This window comes from Sphingomonas canadensis (assembly GCF_026013525.1).
GTDB lineage: Bacteria > Pseudomonadota > Alphaproteobacteria > Sphingomonadales > Sphingomonadaceae > Sphingomonas > Sphingomonas canadensis.
In genome coordinates this window covers 143,618-157,447 of the sequence record NZ_JAPDRA010000004.1, presented here as the reverse complement: position 1 = coordinate 157,447, position 13,830 = coordinate 143,618, and the positions used below count along the sequence as shown (strand labels likewise).

Here is a 13,830-nt window from a genome sequence, read left to right as displayed (position 1 = left end):
GCCCGCTCCCCCACCCGGCCACCCAACGCCAGTCTATTCCATGGGTGGCCGGGTGGGGGAGCGGGCTGGTGCCGCCTGAACAGGACAGACTCCAGACCATCGTCATGGCCGAAGAACCCGAGGCGATTCCCGCCGCCACGCTGATCGTGATGCGCCCCGCGCCCGCGGGGCCGCCCGAGCTGCTGATGGTCGAGCGCGCGGCGGCGATGCGCTTCGCCGGCGGGATGCTGGTGTTTCCCGGCGGGCGGGTGGACCCCGGCGATCATGCGCTCGCGACGCTCCATTCGCATGCGCCCGAGGAGGGCGCCGCGCGCATCGCCGCGATCCGCGAGACGCTGGAGGAGGCGGGCATCGCGGTGGGCCTCGATCCCGGCGGCGCGGAGCTGCTGGCGTTGCGCGAGGCGTTGCACGCGGGCGAGCCGATGGGCGAGCTGCTCGCGGTGGCGGGCGGCGCGATCGATCCCGATGCGCTGGTGCCCTTCGCGCGCTGGCTGCCCCATGGCCTGCGCCACCGGGTGTTCGACACGCGCTTCTACCTGGCCCGCGCGCCGGAAGGGGCGGAGGCGGTGGTGGACGGCAACGAGAATGTCCGCGCCTTCTGGGCCAGCGCGCGCGACGTGCTGGCGATGGCCGATGCCGGTGAGGCTGGCGTGATCTTCCCCACCCGCCGCAACCTGGAGCGGCTGGCGCGCTTCGCAAGCTTCGAGGAGGCGGTAGCGGACGCGATCGCCCATCCGGTGCGCGCCGTGACGCCATGGATCGAGCAGCGCGGGGATGGGCGCTATCTCTGCATCCCGGACGACCTGGGCTATCCCGTCACCGCGGAGGCGCTGGACACGGCGGTACGGGGATGAGGATGGCGCGGCGCGCGGTGCTGTGGGCCGTGGCGGCGCTAGCGCTGTTGCTGCTCGCCTTCGCGGCCTATGCCCTGCTGCGCAACCGGCCCGAGGACCTGCCGTGGACCGCGCTGGACCTGAACCGGCCGGTGGGACTGTTCACCGCGCGAAAGATCGCCGGGCTGGGCGATGATCCCGCGCGCTGCCGGGCACTGCTGGAAAGGGCGGGCGTGCGTTTCGATGCGATGGCGCCGGTGGAGGGCGCGCAGCCCCTATGCGGCTATGCCGATGGCGTGCGCTTCGCGGGAGGCGGCACGCGATCGATCGACTATCTGCCCGGCGCGGTGACGGTCGCCTGCCCCGTGGCGGCCGCGCTGGCGCTGTGGGAATGGCATGTCGTCCAGCCGGCGGCGCAGCGGCATTTCGGCGTGCGGGTGAGCGCGATCGAGCATTTCGGCAGCTATTCGTGCCGCCGCATCGCGGGCGGGGGCGGTGAGGGCTGGAGCCAGCATGCCACCGCCGACGCGATCGATATCCGCGCCTTCCGCCTGGCCGACGCGCGGCGGATCGCGGTGAAACAGGAGTGGAAGGGCGGGGACGGCGCGCGCGAGGCGTTTCTGCGCGAGGTGCGCGACGGCGCGTGCGGGGTGTTCGGCACGGTGCTCTCGCCCGACTATAATGCGGCGCACGCCGATCATTTTCATTTCGATACGGCCGCCGCGGGGAGGTTCGGCTGGCGGGCGTGCCGTTAAGGCGGCGCGCGGGCCGCTACCCTCCCCGCCGGTACGGGGAGGGTCTTTGAGCAGGTCCGCTCAGTGCGAGAGCGAGGCGCCGTCCACCTTCTCCACCCACTGGGGGTAGAAGGCCGGCTGGCGGTTCGACCAGCCCGATGCGGTGGCCGCGGCTTCGCTGATCGACTGGAGCAGCTTGCGGCGCAGATCCGGGTGCAGGTTGGGCAGCGCCGCGGCCGAGCAGAAGGCCGAAGGGAGCCATGGCCGCACCTCGGCGCCGATCAGCCGCTCGTACAGGAAGCGATAGGCCGAGAAGCTGGTGAGCCGGCCCTGGCCCAGATCGAAGGCGGTGACCGAGATCAGCGGCGCCATGAACGGCTCCACTGCGTCAAGGCCGCTGTCGTCCGGCACGAGCGCGCGGATTTCGGGGAGGCGTTCGTAGATACGGGCCTGGGCGCGGATGCTGGCGGCCTCGACCACGTCGCGCGACCAGCGCGAAAGCGCGTCGTCGCGCTCCAGTCCGATGTCGAGCGAGCGGCGGACATAGCGCTGCGTCGCGGCGGCAAATCCAGCGAATTCCTTCATCTCGGCCAGCGTCATCGCACCTTCGGCCGGTTTCATTCTCGCGCCCATTGTATCAACTCCCCACCGGTAAACTTCACTCCTCCTGATCCGATCATGCGCGCGAATGGTTAACGCACACCTTAACCGGATCGTCGTGCCCCGTTCACAAATGAGCACGATAGGCTTTTGCGTTGCAACATGGATGCGACGAACCGATTCCGGCTGCACGAAAAGCCGCGGACTGATGCGCTTGGGCAACAACCCTGTCAGTTACGGCATCTTCCGGTACGGGTTCGTCACGAGGCGGATGTTGCGCTGCAAGATGGCTCCGCGAGGACCCGGCGCGCACCGCCCGTGACGATTCGCGGCAGTGCGGCACGGCGAATCGAACGGTTCCGGCCCTTCATCCCCCGCGAGCAACGGTTCATCCCATATCGCCGGAGCGAGGCTAGGAATTGTTAACCGGGGACGGCAAGGAACAGCCTCACCAACGCAATCGCATCGGGGGGCTCCCGTGACGTTCCGTTCTCTTGCAGCGCGTTTTGCGCTGATGGCCGCGCTTTGCCTTGCGACCGTGCTTCCGGCACAGGCGCGCTCCGGCGTTCTCCAGTGCGTGCCCTATGCCCGGGCGGTTTCGGGCGTCGAGATCTACGGCAACGCCCACACCTGGTGGAACCAGGCCGCCGGCAAATATGCCCGCGGTGCCGAGCCCCGCGTCGGCGCGGTGATGTCGTTCCGCGCGATCGCCAGCATGCCGCTGGGCCATGTCGCGATGGTTTCCAAGATCGTCAGCGATCGTGAGGTGCTGCTGCGCCACGCCAACTGGTCGCGCCCCGGCGGGATCGAGATCGACGTGCGCGCGGTGGACGTGTCGCCTGCGGGCGACTGGAGTCAGGTGCGCGTATGGTACGGCCCGATCGGCGGGCTGGGCCGCACCGCCTATCCGCTCAACGGCTTCATCTATCCGGACGGCGACAATGGCGCGGATAGCTGGCAGGGCCAGATCGCCGGCGGCAAGCGCCAGGTCGTCGCCTCGCTCGAGCTCGACCTCAGCGACCTGGTTCCCGAGAAGCTCGACCTCTGATTTTTCGCGCGCCTCCGGCCCTGCCTAGGCGGGCCGGAACGTGAGCGCCACGCCGTTCATGCAATAGCGCTTGCCGGTGGGCTGCGGTCCATCGTCGAACACATGGCCCAGGTGGCCGCCGCAGCGGCGGCACAGCACCTCGGTCCGCCGCATCCCCAGGCTGCCGTCGGTCCGCGTGACCACCGCGTTGGCCAGCGGCTGCCAGAAGCTGGGCCAGCCGGTGCCGCTGTCGAACTTCGTCCGCGAGGAATAGAGCGGCAGCGCGCAGCCAGCGCACAGGAAGGTGCCGGCGCGATGCTCCTTGTTGAGCGGGCTGGTGTAGGGCCGTTCGGTCCCCGCCTGACGCAGCACGCGATAGGCCTCGGGCGAAAGGCGGCTGCGCCATTCCGCATCGGTCAGCTTGAAGGCGAAGGTCTGCGCGGCCTGGCTCTCGCCCGCCGAGCAGCCGATGGTGACCGTCAGCGCGCCCATCGCGCCCAGATTCAGGATGCCGCGTCGATCGTAGCGCATGCCGCCATTATGCTCCCATGGTGCGGGCCGGAAAAGGCCTGCGCCATGGGTTCGCACGGGCGATGCCGCCGGTTACGGCGCGATCAGTAGCGGCTCAGTTCCGCCGGCATCTTGCGATAGCCGTGGACGAAGCAGGCGGCGACGCGATCGGGCTCGCGCAGCACGTTCACGCGCAGGCGGCGCTTGGCCATCTCCTCCATCAGCACGCTGATCTGCAGCTCGGCCAGCCGCGCGCCCACGCAACGGTGGATGCCGTGGCCGAAGGCCAGGTGGCGCCGCGCATTCTCACGCTCGATGATGATCTTGTCCGCGTCGGGGAACACGCTCTCGTCGCGATTGGCGGAGAGATACCAGAGCGCCAGCTTGTCGCCCGCCTTGATCTCCTGGCCCTCCAGGATCGTGTCCTCGGTCGCGGTGCGGCGCATGTGCGCCAGCGGCGTCTGCCAGCGGATGATCTCCTGCACGGCATTGGGGATCAGCCCGGGATCAGCCTCCAGCTTGGCGCGCTGGTCCGGGAACTGCTCCAGCCCCCAGGCAAAGGCGCTCATCGAGTTGCGGGTGGTGTCGTTCCCGCCAACGATCAGCAGGATCAGGTTCCCCAGGAACTCCATGTCGTCCATCTCGGACATGGCGTCCGAATGGATCATCATGGAGATCAGGTCGGGCGTCGGATCCTTGCCGACCTTCGACTTCCACAGGTTGGTGAAATAGGCGGCGCACTGGAACAGGATCTGGCGCCGTTCCTCCTTGCGCTCGGGATTGTGCGCGATCTCGATATCGCCCGCCCAGTCGGACCAATAGGTCAGCAGGCGGCGGTCCTCCCAGGGGAAGTCGAACAGGATCGCCAGCATCTGGGTGGTCAGCTCGATCGATACGCGGTCGACCCAGTCGAACTCCTCGCCCACCGGCAGCGAATCGAGGATTTCGGTGGTGCGGCGGCGGATGTCGCCGGTCATGCGCACCATCTCGCTGGGGGTGAAGGCGGGGGCGATGGTGCGCCGCTGGCCGGTGTGCTTGGGCCGGTCCATCGCGATGAACATCGGCATCTTGATGTCGCCTTCCTGCAGGTCGGCGATCACGATCCCGCCCATTTCGGACGAGAAGATCTCCGGCAGCGATTCGGCATGGACGATCGGCTTGTAGGTGGAGACCGACCAATAGGGGCCGAACGCGCTGTTCTCGCAGCGATAGACCGGGGCGTTGGCGCGCAGCCAGCGGAACGGCTCCTGCCACGTGTCGTCGCGGTACAGTTCGGGACGGGTCACGTCATAGGGATCGGCGGCGCTGTTCGCGGCCGGCTGGGGGGCAAGCGTTGCCATCGGCGGTCTCTCCTTTTGCGCGCAGGAGAACCGCAACTGACATGAATGTCAATAGCGCGCGGTCATCGCCCCCGCAGCCGTATCCGCGGGCTGCCGGACTTGAGCACGCCGCGGCGGAACACGCGCGCGCCGATGGTCACGGTGATGCCCACCCACAGCGCCTGCCAGATCAGCGCGGCGACATGCGGCCATATCTCCGGCGAATTGGCCGCCCGCGCCGCCATCGCGGAGGGCGAGCTGAACGGGAACACCTGCGCCGCGATCGCCACCCAACTGTTCGGCGCGATCGCGCCATAGGAGGCGAAGCCCAGCATCACGACCTGGATGATCGTGATCGGCAGCGACAGCATCTGGATCTCGCGCTGGGTGGAAGCGAGCGCGCCCACGCCCAGGAACACCGCGCTCAACAGCATATAGGCCATGGTGAAATAGGCGACGAACAGCAGCGGGAACAGCGGATATCCCACCGCCGCCCCCAGCTCCGAAAAGGCGGAGACATAGTTGGCCGGCAGCAGTTTCGGCAGGTTGCCCAGCAGCGTGCCCCAGAAGGCGACGAACAGCACCGCCGTTCCGAACGCGCCCAGCAGCTTGCCGAAGAACACGCTTTCCAGCGGCACCGCGGCGGCCAGCACCTCGATCACCTTGTTCGATCGCTCCTCCGCCATCGCCCCAACCGCCTGGCCGGACAGCATCAGCGTCAGGAAGAAGATGCCCAGCACCGCGACATAGGCAAGCTGGCTGCGCCCGCTGACCGAGGATTGGCCGCGCGAAACCTCGGCGATTTCGGCCTGGCTCAATTGCTGGGTGCCGCCCGAACGCTCGACGCGCAGCACCTGTTCGGCCAGCTCGGCCAGATAGTTCGCCTCGCGATAGTCGCGCGGGCCGCGCAGGATGCGGGGCCGCTCGAGCGGGCCGTGGAGCACCGCGGTCAGATCATATTCGGTCGAATCGAACATCGCGCGCGCCTGGGCCGCGACATCGTTGGCGGGCGCCTCGATCACCAGTTCGGGCAGCGCGTTGTCGCCGCGGGAGGGAAACAGCTTGCGCAACTGGCTGTCGATCGCGGTGATCTCCGCCGCGCGCGATGAGGATGCGATCACCACCATCCGCTCGCGGGCGTCGGTGCTTTCCGCCGCGCCGCGCGCGCCCATCCCGCCGACCAGCGCGAAGACGATCATGAAGACCGGGGCCAGCAGGAACAGCAGGAAGGTGGGCGTGAACACCGTGGCCGCGAAATCGCGGCGGGCGATCGTGAATGCCTGGCGCATCCCGCGCAGGAAGACCTTCATTCCACCGTCTCCGCGGCACCCGCCTCTGCCACGATCCGCACAAAGGCGTCGTGCAGCCCCGGCCGCTCGATCGAAAGGCCCGATATGCCGTGCCCCGCGTCGATCAGCCGCACCAGCAGCGCCTCTATCCCTTCCTCGGGCACGGTGAAGCTCCAGCTTCCGTCGATCTGCTCCGCATCGGGCGGCAGCAGTGCGGCCAGTTCCGGGCCGCCGCGATGGGGGGTGTAATGCGCCTTGAACGGCAGTTTCGCGCGCGCGTCCGCCACGGTGCCCTCAAACCGCACCTTGCCGCCCGCGATGATCGACAGCCGGTCGCACAGCCGCTCGGCATGCGCCATGACATGGGTGGAGAAGAGGATCGTGGCGCCGCGATCGCGCTCCGCCAGGATCAGCTTTTCCAGCCGCTCCTGGTTGACCGGATCGAGCCCGGAGAAGGGCTCGTCGAGAACCAGCAGATCGGGATGATGCACCGCCGATCCCAGGAGCTGGACAAGCTGGGCCATGCCCTTGGAAAGCTTGCGGATCTTGTCGTCGGCGGCGTGGCCCAGCCCGGCCGCCTCCATCAGCGTGCGGGCGCGGCGGCGCCCCTCGCTCCAGCGCAGTCCGCGCAGCGCCCCCATGAAGGCGATCGCATCCTTCGCGCGCATGCCGGGATAGAGGCCGCGCTCCTCGGGCAGGTAACCGACCTGGTCGCTCGCCTCGCGCGGGCGCGGGTGGCCCAGCAGCATCCGCTCGCCCGCATCGGGCTCGATGATGCCCAGCAGCATGCGCAGCGTAGTGGTCTTGCCCGCCCCATTGGGACCGAGCACGCCATAGATGAGGCCCCGCGGGACGGCGATGTCGACTCCGTCCACCACGCGGCGGCCGCCGAAGTCCTTCACCAGTCCGGTGGCGCTGACCGCCAGCTCTTCGCTCAAACAGGGTCCCTCCCGTTGCGTCCCCGTGGTAGCGGGCGCTTATGGCGCAAGACAAGCCATTGGAGGCCCAAATAAAGGCCAAAGCCGCCGAATTGGGTTTCGCCGCTTGCGGAATCGCGCGTGCCGATGCCGCGCCGCTGGCCGGGGAACGGCTGCGCGCCTGGCTGGACGCGGGCATGCACGGCAGCATGCTGTGGATGGAGGAGCGCGCCGCGCAGCGCGCCAGCCCCGCCGGATTGTGGCCGGAGGTGCGATCGGTGATCGCGCTGGGGATGAGCTATGCCCCCGCCGCCGATCCGCTGGCGCTGGCCGGGGAGGGCGGGCGCGGGCGCATCTCGGCCTATGCCCAGGGCGCGGATTATCATGACGTGGTCAAAAAGGCGCTGAAGGCGCTGGGCCGCTGGCTGGCCGATGCGGCGCCCGCGCCGCTCAAGGTGTTCGTAGATACCGCGCCGGTGATGGAAAAGCCGCTGGCGGAGGCGGCGGGCCTCGGCTGGCAGGGTAAGCACACCAACCTGGTCAGCCGCACGCACGGAAGCTGGCTGTTCCTGGGCGCGGTCTACACCACGCTCGATCTGGCGCCGGACGCGGCGGGGGCGGATAGCTGCGGAAGCTGCACGGCATGCCAGGCGGCGTGCCCGACCGATGCCTTTCCCGCGCCTTTCCGCCTAGATGCGCGGCGGTGCATCTCGTACCTGACGATCGAGCATAAGGGACCGGTCCCGGCGGAGTTCCGCGGGGCGATCGGCAACCGCATCTATGGCTGCGACGATTGCCTGGCGGTGTGCCCGTGGAACAAGTTCGCGGCGGCGGCACAGGCCAACCGGGCCTTCGCGCCGCGCGCCGAGCTGGCCGCGCCGGAGCTGGCGGACCTGCTCGCGCTCGACGATGCCGCGTTCCGGCAGGTGTTCTCCGGATCGCCGATCAAGCGGATCGGGCGCGACCGGATGGTGCGCAACTGCCTGATCGCCGCAGGCAACAGCGGGGCCGCGGCGCTGGCCGGGCCGGTGGCGGCGCTGCTCGGCGATCCGGCGCCGGAGGTGCGGGGCGCGGCCGTATGGGCGCTCGCCCGGCTCGATCCCGCGCGCTGGGCGGCGGAGCGCGCGGCGCGGCTGGCGGGGGAGGGCGATGCTTGCGTGCGCGGGGAATGGCAGGCAGGATCGCCGGACTGATCCTGGGAGGCGCGCGATGAGACGGTTACCGGTCCCGCTGACGCTGTTCCTTGCCCTTGCCATGCCCGCGGCGGCGCAGGAGGCGCCCGCGCCCGCGGCGCCGACGCCTATCAAGGCGGGCGAATGGCTGAAGGGATATGAAGGCTATTTCCTTCCGTTCACGGGGATGCACCGGCCAAAGAAGCGCGTCGTCGCGTTCAGCCTTGCCGTGGACGCGCAGGGCGTGCCTGCCGGATGCACCATCCTCGATTCCAGCGGCGTGGAGGAGATGGACGCGCTGGTCTGCCGCTTGATGCGCCAGCTCGCGCGGTTCGAACCCGCCCGCGACGCGCAGGGCAACGCCGTGCCTTCCACCTGGGAAAGCAAGTTCAGGGCTTCCAACTATTGATCCGCGCGCGGCCCGCGACGGGCCGGGCGCGAACGGGATGGCTCAGGATCCCGTTCGCGTAAGCGCGGCGACGCAGCCGGCTTCGTCGGCGGGATTGCCGTCGCGGCGGCGGGCGTCGACATGGGTGACCACCGCTTCGCGCCCGCCAGCGGCGGCGTAGAGATAGGTGTCCAGCACGCAGCTCGTCCCCAGGAACTGGAGCTTGCGGCCCTTGCCCTCGGTCGTGTCGATGCGCGGCTTGCCGAAGCGGGCGATCAGCGCGCGCGCGTCCTGGCCGCGGACGTTTGCGGGCAGCGCGGCGGCTGCGCCCGGCTGCGCCGCCGTGCCGCTCACCGCGCCGGGAACGGGGACATAGGGCGCGGGCTTGGCCGCCACGCTGGACGGGCGTGCCACCTGCGCCTCGCCGCATCCGGCCAGCAGCAGCGCCAGCGCCCCGATTGCCGCGAACCGAGTCATTTCCGTCTCCCCAGGTGAAAGGCATGCGCCGCCATCGCCGCGCCGAGCACGGGGGCAAGCAGGTTGAGCACCGGCACCAGGAACATGCCGGTGCCGATCGCGCCAAGCGCAAAGCGGCGAAAGCGCGTCCGCTTGCGCCAGCCCGCCAGATCACGCTGCGGCATGTGGCGCGCGGCCACCATGTCCCCCAGATCGCGGCCCAGCAGCCAGGCGTTCACGGCGAAGAAGGCCAGCGCCGTGCCCACCCCGGTGATCAGCAGCGCGATATAGAGCGGCGACAGCAGCAGGTTGACCAGCAGCAGCCGCCCGGCCGATCCTAGCCCCATCAGCAGCGAACGGCCGAACGGCACGTCGATCGCGGCGGCATGGGCGCCGGGATAGTGGCGGGCCTCCACCGCCATCACCACCTCGTCGGCGAAGATGCCGATCACCGCCACGGCGATCGCGCGGAACAGCAGCCAGCAGGCGAAGGCCAGCACCACGATCGTGCCGACATCGGCCAGCCCGCGCGCCATCTGCGCCCCGCCCAGCCACGCCGCGAAGCCCTCCGCCAGCCGGTGCATCCCCAGCCACACGCCCACCGCGGCGGCAGCGAAGATCACCAGCGTCACCAGCAGCGACTTCACGAACACCGCCGCCACCCGCCGATCGAGCAACTGGCCCAGCGAAAGGAAGAATGTATGCAACATTGCGCTCTCCTTTGCCTGTCCCTAGGCAGCCTAGGCAACCAAAATGGAGCAGCCGGTGACCGCACCCACCTATGACGTCATCGCGATCGGCAACGCGATCGTCGATATTCTATCCCAGGCCGAAGACAGCTTCATCGTCGAACAGGGCATGACCAAGGGCTCAATGGCGCTGATGTTCTCGCCCGAGGAGGCGGATGCGCTCTATGCCAAGATGGGGCCGGGGCGCGAGGTTTCGGGCGGATCAGCGGCCAACACGGTTGCGGGCATCGCCGCGCTGGGCGGCCGCTGCGGCTTCATCGGCCAGGTGGCCGACGATCAGCTCGGCGAGGTGTTCGCGCACGATATCCGCGCGGCCGGCGTCGATTTCGACACCGCCCCGCGCGCCGGCGCGCCGACCACCGCGCGCTGTCTGATCTTCGTCACGCCCGATGGCCAGCGCACGATGAACACCTTCCTGGGCGCGTCGCAGTTCCTGCCCGCCAGCGCGCTGGACGAGGATCTGATCGCCAGCGGCGCGATCCTCTATCTGGAGGGCTATCTGTGGGATCCGGAGGAGCCGCGCGCGGCGATGCGCAAGGCGATCGAGATCGCGCGCGCCAACGGCCGCAAGGTGGCCTTCACGCTCTCCGACGTCTTCTGCATCTCGCGCCATGGCGGCGATTTCCGCGCGCTGATCGCCGATGGGCTGATCGACATCCTGTTCGCCAACGAAAACGAACTGCTCGCGCTGTGCGAGCATGAGGATTTCGAAAGCGCGGTGGCGCACATCCACGGCAAGGTGCCCGTGCTGGTGGTGACGCGCAGCGAGAAGGGCGCGATCGCGCTGGTCGGCGACGAGCGCGTCACGGTGTCCGCGGAGCCGATCGAGGCGGTGATCGACACCACCGGCGCGGGCGACCTGTTCGCCGCGGGCTTCCTGCACGGCCAGGCGCAGGGGCTGGGGATCGAGAAGTCGCTGAAGCTCGGCGCACTGTGCGCGGCCGAGATCATCCAGCACTACGGCGCCCGCCCGGAAGCGGACCTGAAGGAACTGGCCGCCGCCCGGCTGGGCTGAGACCTCCCCTCCCCGGCGCCGAAGCCGGGCCGGAAAAGGAAAAGGGCCGGAGGAGCGATCCTCCGGCCCTTTGCTTTGGGTGCCCGCGGGCGGGAAGGGATCAGTCCTCCACCGGCCCGGGGAACTCGTGCATCTCCGGTCCCGGGTCCTGCGGCTCGCCATGCTGCAGGTTCGAGTTCCAGATGCCGTAGGCGAAGTAGAGCACGACGCCGCCCAGCATGTACCACAGGAAGAACTTGAGGACGTCCCAGGGCACGGTGGTGATCAGGTACACGCACGAAAGGATGCCCAGCACCGGCAGCACCGGATAGAAGGGCACCTTGAACCCGCGCGGAAGCTCCGGCGCGGCGCGGCGCAGGTAGATCACCGAGAGGCAGACGATCGCGAAGGCCGCCAGCGTGCCGACCGAGGTCATGTCGCCCAGCACGTTGATGTCGAAGAAGCCCGCCGCCACCGCGGTGATGACGCCCACCAGCACGGTGTTGAGCGCGGGCGTCTTGAACTTCGGATGGACGTGGCTGAACACCTTGGGCAGCAGGCCGTCGCGCGCCATGGTGTAGAAGATGCGGGTCTGCGCATACATCAGCACCAGGACGACCGAGGTGAGGCCGATGATCGCGCCGACCTTGATCGTCTTGGCCAGCCAGCTCCAGCTTTCGCCGAAGCTGTCCACCACCACCGCGACCGGATCGGGCACGTTGAGCGACGAATAGGGCACCAGCAGCGTCATAACCGCGGCGACCAGCATGTAGATCACGGTGCAGACCACCAGCGATCCGATGATGCCGAACGGCATGTCCTTGGCGGGGTTGCGCGCCTCCTGGCCCGCGGTGGAGACCGCTTCGAAGCCGATATAGGCGAAGAACACGATCGACGCCGCGCGCATGATGCCGTCGACGCCGAACTTGCCGTCGCCCTGGTTCTCCGGAATGAACGGCACCCAGTTCTTGGCAGCCAGTTCGGAGAAGTTGGAGAGCACGATCAGGCCGCCGACGACGATGAACGCGGTCAGCACGCTCACCTTGATCGCGACGATCACGTTGTTGACCTTCGCCGATTCGGAGACGCCGAGCACCAGCAGCGCCGCGAGCGCGAGACAGATCAGGAAGGCGGGCAGATTGAAGATCGTCGTCACCGTCTGGCCGTCGACCAGCACGGGCGCGCCGTCCTTCATCAGCGTGTATCCGGCCGGGCCGGTGAGCTGTGCGGGTATGTGAAGGCCGAAGTCCGCCAGCAGGCTGACGACATAGCCGCCCCAGCCCACCGCGACGACCGAGGCCGCCAGCCCATATTCGAGCAGCAGCAGCGCGCCCATCACCCAGGCGACGAACTCGCCCAGCGTGGTGTAGCCATAGGTATAGGCCGATCCGGAAACCGGCAGCGTCGACGAAAGCTCCGCATAGCAGAGGCCGGCGAACGCGCAGACGATGCCCGCGACGACGAACGACAGCAGCACCGCCGGGCCGGCGTGCAGCGCCGCCGCGCTGCCGGTGCGGACGAAGATGCCCGCGCCGATGATGCAGCCGACGCCGAGCAGCAGCAGGTTCCACTTGCCCAGCGTGCGCTTCAGCTCGCTGGACTCGGTCTCGCGCTGCACCTGCGCGATCGTCTTGCGGGCGAACATGCGCCCGATGATGCTTTTATTGGGTGCCGAAGCCATCAATGATCCCCCAATGGCCGGATGAAGAGTGGCGCGGAGCCTAGTCGCAAATGGGGGCGGCGCAATCCCCTATCGCGCCAGCATCGGCCCCAGCGGCCTTCCCGCGAAAAGGTGGATGTGCAGGTGCGGAACCTCCTGGTGGCCGTTCAGTCCCACATTGGCGAGCAGCCGGTATCCGGGCTCGACGAAACCCAGGTCGCGCGCCACCTTGCCCACCGCGCGCACGAAGCCAGCGATCTCCGCCTCCGAAGCCCGCGCGCTGAAATCGTCCCACGAGACATAGGGGCCCTTGGGGATCACCAGGATATGGTGCGGCGCCTGCGGATTGATGTCGTGGAAGGCGAGGGCGTGATCGTCCTCATGCACCTTCTTCGACGGAATCTCGCCGCGCAGGATCTTCGCGAAGATGTTCTGGTCGTCATAGGGCTGGGTGGCGTCGATGGGCATGCGATCCTCCCGCCTGCGGGAGGGGTTTGGGGAGGGGTGTCCTCCACGGTTCCCGCCGGGGCGTTCGCGCCATGCCCTCCCCAGACCCCTCCCGCAAGCGGAAGGGGAGATTCAGGCGGGGCGCGATGCCTTCTCCGCGATCCCGGACACGCCCTCGCGCCGGGCAAGTTCGGCGCGGACGTCGGCGAGGGAGAGGCCGGCGTCGGCGAGCAGGACCAGCAGGTGGAACACCAGGTCGGCGGCCTCCTTGGTCAGCTCCTCGCGGTCGTCGGCGATGGCGGCGATCACGGTTTCCACCGCCTCCTCGCCCAGCTTCTGCGCGATCTTGGCGCGGCCGCGCGCGCTGAGCTTGGCGACATAGGAGGTGGAGGGGTCCGCGCCGCGGCGCTCGCGGATCACGGCTTCCAGGGCGTCGAGCGGGTCCATGACGGTGCGCTGCGGGAGCGGCGCGCGCCTGTCAATCCTTGGGCCTGTCAATCCTTCGGAATGCGGCGGAAGCGCGCGCGCAGCGCCCGGCGGGCCAGCCACACGCCCGCCACCGCGACCGCGAACAGCAGGAAATCGGAGAGCTCCGGCATCGAACGGGTGGCGATCGCGCCCGAATGCGGCGCCACCGCCAGCGCGGGCGCGGCAATGGCGGCGAGGGCCAGCAGGGCAAGGGCGGGGGCGATGGTCCGGCGCATGGCGAGGGTCTAGCGCGCGCGGATTGGGGAA

17 protein-coding genes are annotated in these 13,830 nt (G+C 69.0%); 6 read left to right on the top strand and 11 right to left on the bottom strand.

Annotated elements, in window-relative coordinates; all coding sequences use genetic code 11:
• The first annotated feature begins 104 nt into the window (after positions 1-104).
• Positions 105-854, top strand: coding sequence for an NUDIX hydrolase (locus OM513_RS10435; protein ID WP_264944149.1), 750 nt, complete (start codon positions 105-107; stop codon positions 852-854).
• Positions 851-1,588, top strand: a complete 738-nt coding sequence (locus OM513_RS10430; RefSeq protein WP_264944148.1) for an extensin-like domain-containing protein — start codon at positions 851-853, stop codon at positions 1,586-1,588. The genes OM513_RS10435 and OM513_RS10430 overlap by 4 nt, the downstream gene beginning before the upstream one ends.
• A gap of 60 nt (positions 1,589-1,648) precedes the next feature.
• Here OM513_RS10430 and OM513_RS10425 read toward each other — a convergent pair whose 3' ends face one another.
• Entirely contained in the window at positions 1,649-2,200 is a 552-nt protein-coding gene (locus tag OM513_RS10425; protein WP_264944147.1) for a hypothetical protein, read from the bottom strand.
• A gap of 481 nt (positions 2,201-2,681) precedes the next feature.
• Between OM513_RS10425 and OM513_RS10420 the strand changes: the two genes are divergently transcribed.
• The gene (locus tag OM513_RS10420) at positions 2,682-3,215 is read left to right on the top strand and encodes a CHAP domain-containing protein (protein ID WP_264944145.1); all 534 of its coding nucleotides are present in this window, start codon (positions 2,682-2,684) and stop codon (positions 3,213-3,215) included.
• A 24-nt stretch (positions 3,216-3,239) separates the two neighbouring features.
• Here the strand turns inward: OM513_RS10420 and msrB are convergent, their stop codons facing one another.
• The 4 genes from msrB to OM513_RS10400 all read right to left on the bottom strand — a co-directional run bounded on the left by msrB (position 3,240) and on the right by OM513_RS10400 (position 7,250).
• Complete coding sequence (msrB, locus tag OM513_RS10415; protein WP_264944383.1) at positions 3,240-3,686, bottom strand: peptide-methionine (R)-S-oxide reductase MsrB; 447 nt, start codon at positions 3,684-3,686, stop codon at positions 3,240-3,242.
• Between the two features lie 122 nt (positions 3,687-3,808).
• Positions 3,809-5,044, bottom strand: a complete 1,236-nt coding sequence (locus OM513_RS10410) for a cytochrome P450 (protein ID WP_264944143.1) — start codon at positions 5,042-5,044, stop codon at positions 3,809-3,811.
• Between the two features lie 62 nt (positions 5,045-5,106).
• A complete protein-coding gene (locus OM513_RS10405) occupies positions 5,107-6,333 on the bottom strand; it encodes an ABC transporter permease (protein ID WP_264944142.1) in 1,227 nt (408 codons plus the stop codon).
• The gene (locus OM513_RS10400) at positions 6,330-7,250 is read right to left on the bottom strand and encodes an ABC transporter ATP-binding protein (RefSeq protein WP_264944141.1); all 921 of its coding nucleotides are present in this window, start codon (positions 7,248-7,250) and stop codon (positions 6,330-6,332) included. The genes OM513_RS10405 and OM513_RS10400 overlap by 4 nt, the downstream gene beginning before the upstream one ends.
• A gap of 41 nt (positions 7,251-7,291) precedes the next feature.
• On the opposite strand from OM513_RS10400, the gene queG reads away from it, so the two are divergent.
• Both queG and OM513_RS10390 read left to right on the top strand, forming a co-directional pair.
• On the top strand, positions 7,292-8,422 hold the full coding sequence (queG, locus tag OM513_RS10395; protein WP_264944140.1) for a tRNA epoxyqueuosine(34) reductase QueG: 1,131 nt from the start codon (positions 7,292-7,294) through the stop codon (positions 8,420-8,422).
• Positions 8,423-8,438: 16 nt separating this feature from the next.
• A complete protein-coding gene (locus tag OM513_RS10390) occupies positions 8,439-8,810 on the top strand; it encodes an energy transducer TonB (protein WP_264944139.1) in 372 nt (123 codons plus the stop codon).
• 42 nt (positions 8,811-8,852) lie between these two features.
• On the opposite strand, the gene OM513_RS10385 is transcribed toward OM513_RS10390, so the two are convergent.
• A complete protein-coding gene (locus OM513_RS10385) occupies positions 8,853-9,266 on the bottom strand; it encodes a hypothetical protein (protein ID WP_264944137.1) in 414 nt (137 codons plus the stop codon).
• Positions 9,263-9,955: an EI24 domain-containing protein gene (locus OM513_RS10380; protein ID WP_264944135.1), complete on the bottom strand. Its 693-nt coding sequence runs from the start codon at positions 9,953-9,955 to the stop codon at positions 9,263-9,265. Before OM513_RS10380 ends, OM513_RS10385 begins: the two co-directional genes overlap by 4 nt.
• Positions 9,956-10,010: 55 nt before the next feature.
• On the opposite strand from OM513_RS10380, the gene OM513_RS10375 reads away from it, so the two are divergent.
• On the top strand, positions 10,011-11,009 hold the full coding sequence (locus OM513_RS10375; RefSeq protein WP_264944134.1) for an adenosine kinase: 999 nt from the start codon (positions 10,011-10,013) through the stop codon (positions 11,007-11,009).
• Positions 11,010-11,109: 100 nt separating this feature from the next.
• On the opposite strand, the gene OM513_RS10370 is transcribed toward OM513_RS10375, so the two are convergent.
• The 4 genes from OM513_RS10370 to OM513_RS10355 form a co-directional block, all read right to left on the bottom strand.
• Positions 11,110-12,669: an amino acid permease gene (locus OM513_RS10370; protein WP_264944133.1), complete on the bottom strand. Its 1,560-nt coding sequence runs from the start codon at positions 12,667-12,669 to the stop codon at positions 11,110-11,112.
• A gap of 69 nt (positions 12,670-12,738) precedes the next feature.
• Positions 12,739-13,116, bottom strand: coding sequence for a histidine triad nucleotide-binding protein (locus OM513_RS10365; RefSeq protein ID WP_264944132.1), 378 nt, complete (start codon positions 13,114-13,116; stop codon positions 12,739-12,741).
• Positions 13,117-13,227: 111 nt separating this feature from the next.
• Positions 13,228-13,542 carry a phosphoribosyl-ATP diphosphatase gene (locus OM513_RS10360; RefSeq protein ID WP_264944131.1) on the bottom strand — a complete coding sequence of 105 codons (315 nt, stop codon included), beginning with the start codon at positions 13,540-13,542 and terminating at the stop codon, positions 13,228-13,230.
• Positions 13,543-13,589: 47 nt separating this feature from the next.
• Positions 13,590-13,799, bottom strand: a complete 210-nt coding sequence (locus OM513_RS10355; protein ID WP_264944129.1) for a hypothetical protein — start codon at positions 13,797-13,799, stop codon at positions 13,590-13,592.
• Positions 13,800-13,830 lie beyond the last annotated feature (31 nt).

Coding starts and splice junctions, on each gene's coding strand:
- OM513_RS10435 (WP_264944149.1), top strand. CDS start 105: ATGGCCGAAGAACCCGAGGCGATTCCCGCCGCCACGCTGATCGTGATG.
- OM513_RS10430 (WP_264944148.1), top strand. CDS start 851: ATGAGGATGGCGCGGCGCGCGGTGCTGTGGGCCGTGGCGGCGCTAGCG.
- OM513_RS10425 (WP_264944147.1), bottom strand. CDS start 2,200: ATGGGCGCGAGAATGAAACCGGCCGAAGGTGCGATGACGCTGGCCGAG.
- OM513_RS10420 (WP_264944145.1), top strand. CDS start 2,682: ATGGCCGCGCTTTGCCTTGCGACCGTGCTTCCGGCACAGGCGCGCTCC.
- msrB (WP_264944383.1), bottom strand. CDS start 3,686: ATGGGCGCGCTGACGGTCACCATCGGCTGCTCGGCGGGCGAGAGCCAG.
- OM513_RS10410 (WP_264944143.1), bottom strand. CDS start 5,044: ATGGCAACGCTTGCCCCCCAGCCGGCCGCGAACAGCGCCGCCGATCCC.
- OM513_RS10405 (WP_264944142.1), bottom strand. CDS start 6,333: ATGAAGGTCTTCCTGCGCGGGATGCGCCAGGCATTCACGATCGCCCGC.
- queG (WP_264944140.1), top strand. CDS start 7,292: ATGGCGCAAGACAAGCCATTGGAGGCCCAAATAAAGGCCAAAGCCGCC.
- OM513_RS10390 (WP_264944139.1), top strand. CDS start 8,439: ATGAGACGGTTACCGGTCCCGCTGACGCTGTTCCTTGCCCTTGCCATG.
- OM513_RS10385 (WP_264944137.1), bottom strand. CDS start 9,266: ATGACTCGGTTCGCGGCAATCGGGGCGCTGGCGCTGCTGCTGGCCGGA.
- OM513_RS10380 (WP_264944135.1), bottom strand. CDS start 9,955: ATGTTGCATACATTCTTCCTTTCGCTGGGCCAGTTGCTCGATCGGCGG.
- OM513_RS10370 (WP_264944133.1), bottom strand. CDS start 12,669: ATGGCTTCGGCACCCAATAAAAGCATCATCGGGCGCATGTTCGCCCGC.
- OM513_RS10365 (WP_264944132.1), bottom strand. CDS start 13,116: ATGCCCATCGACGCCACCCAGCCCTATGACGACCAGAACATCTTCGCG.
- OM513_RS10360 (WP_264944131.1), bottom strand. CDS start 13,542: ATGGACCCGCTCGACGCCCTGGAAGCCGTGATCCGCGAGCGCCGCGGC.
- OM513_RS10355 (WP_264944129.1), bottom strand. CDS start 13,799: ATGCGCCGGACCATCGCCCCCGCCCTTGCCCTGCTGGCCCTCGCCGCC.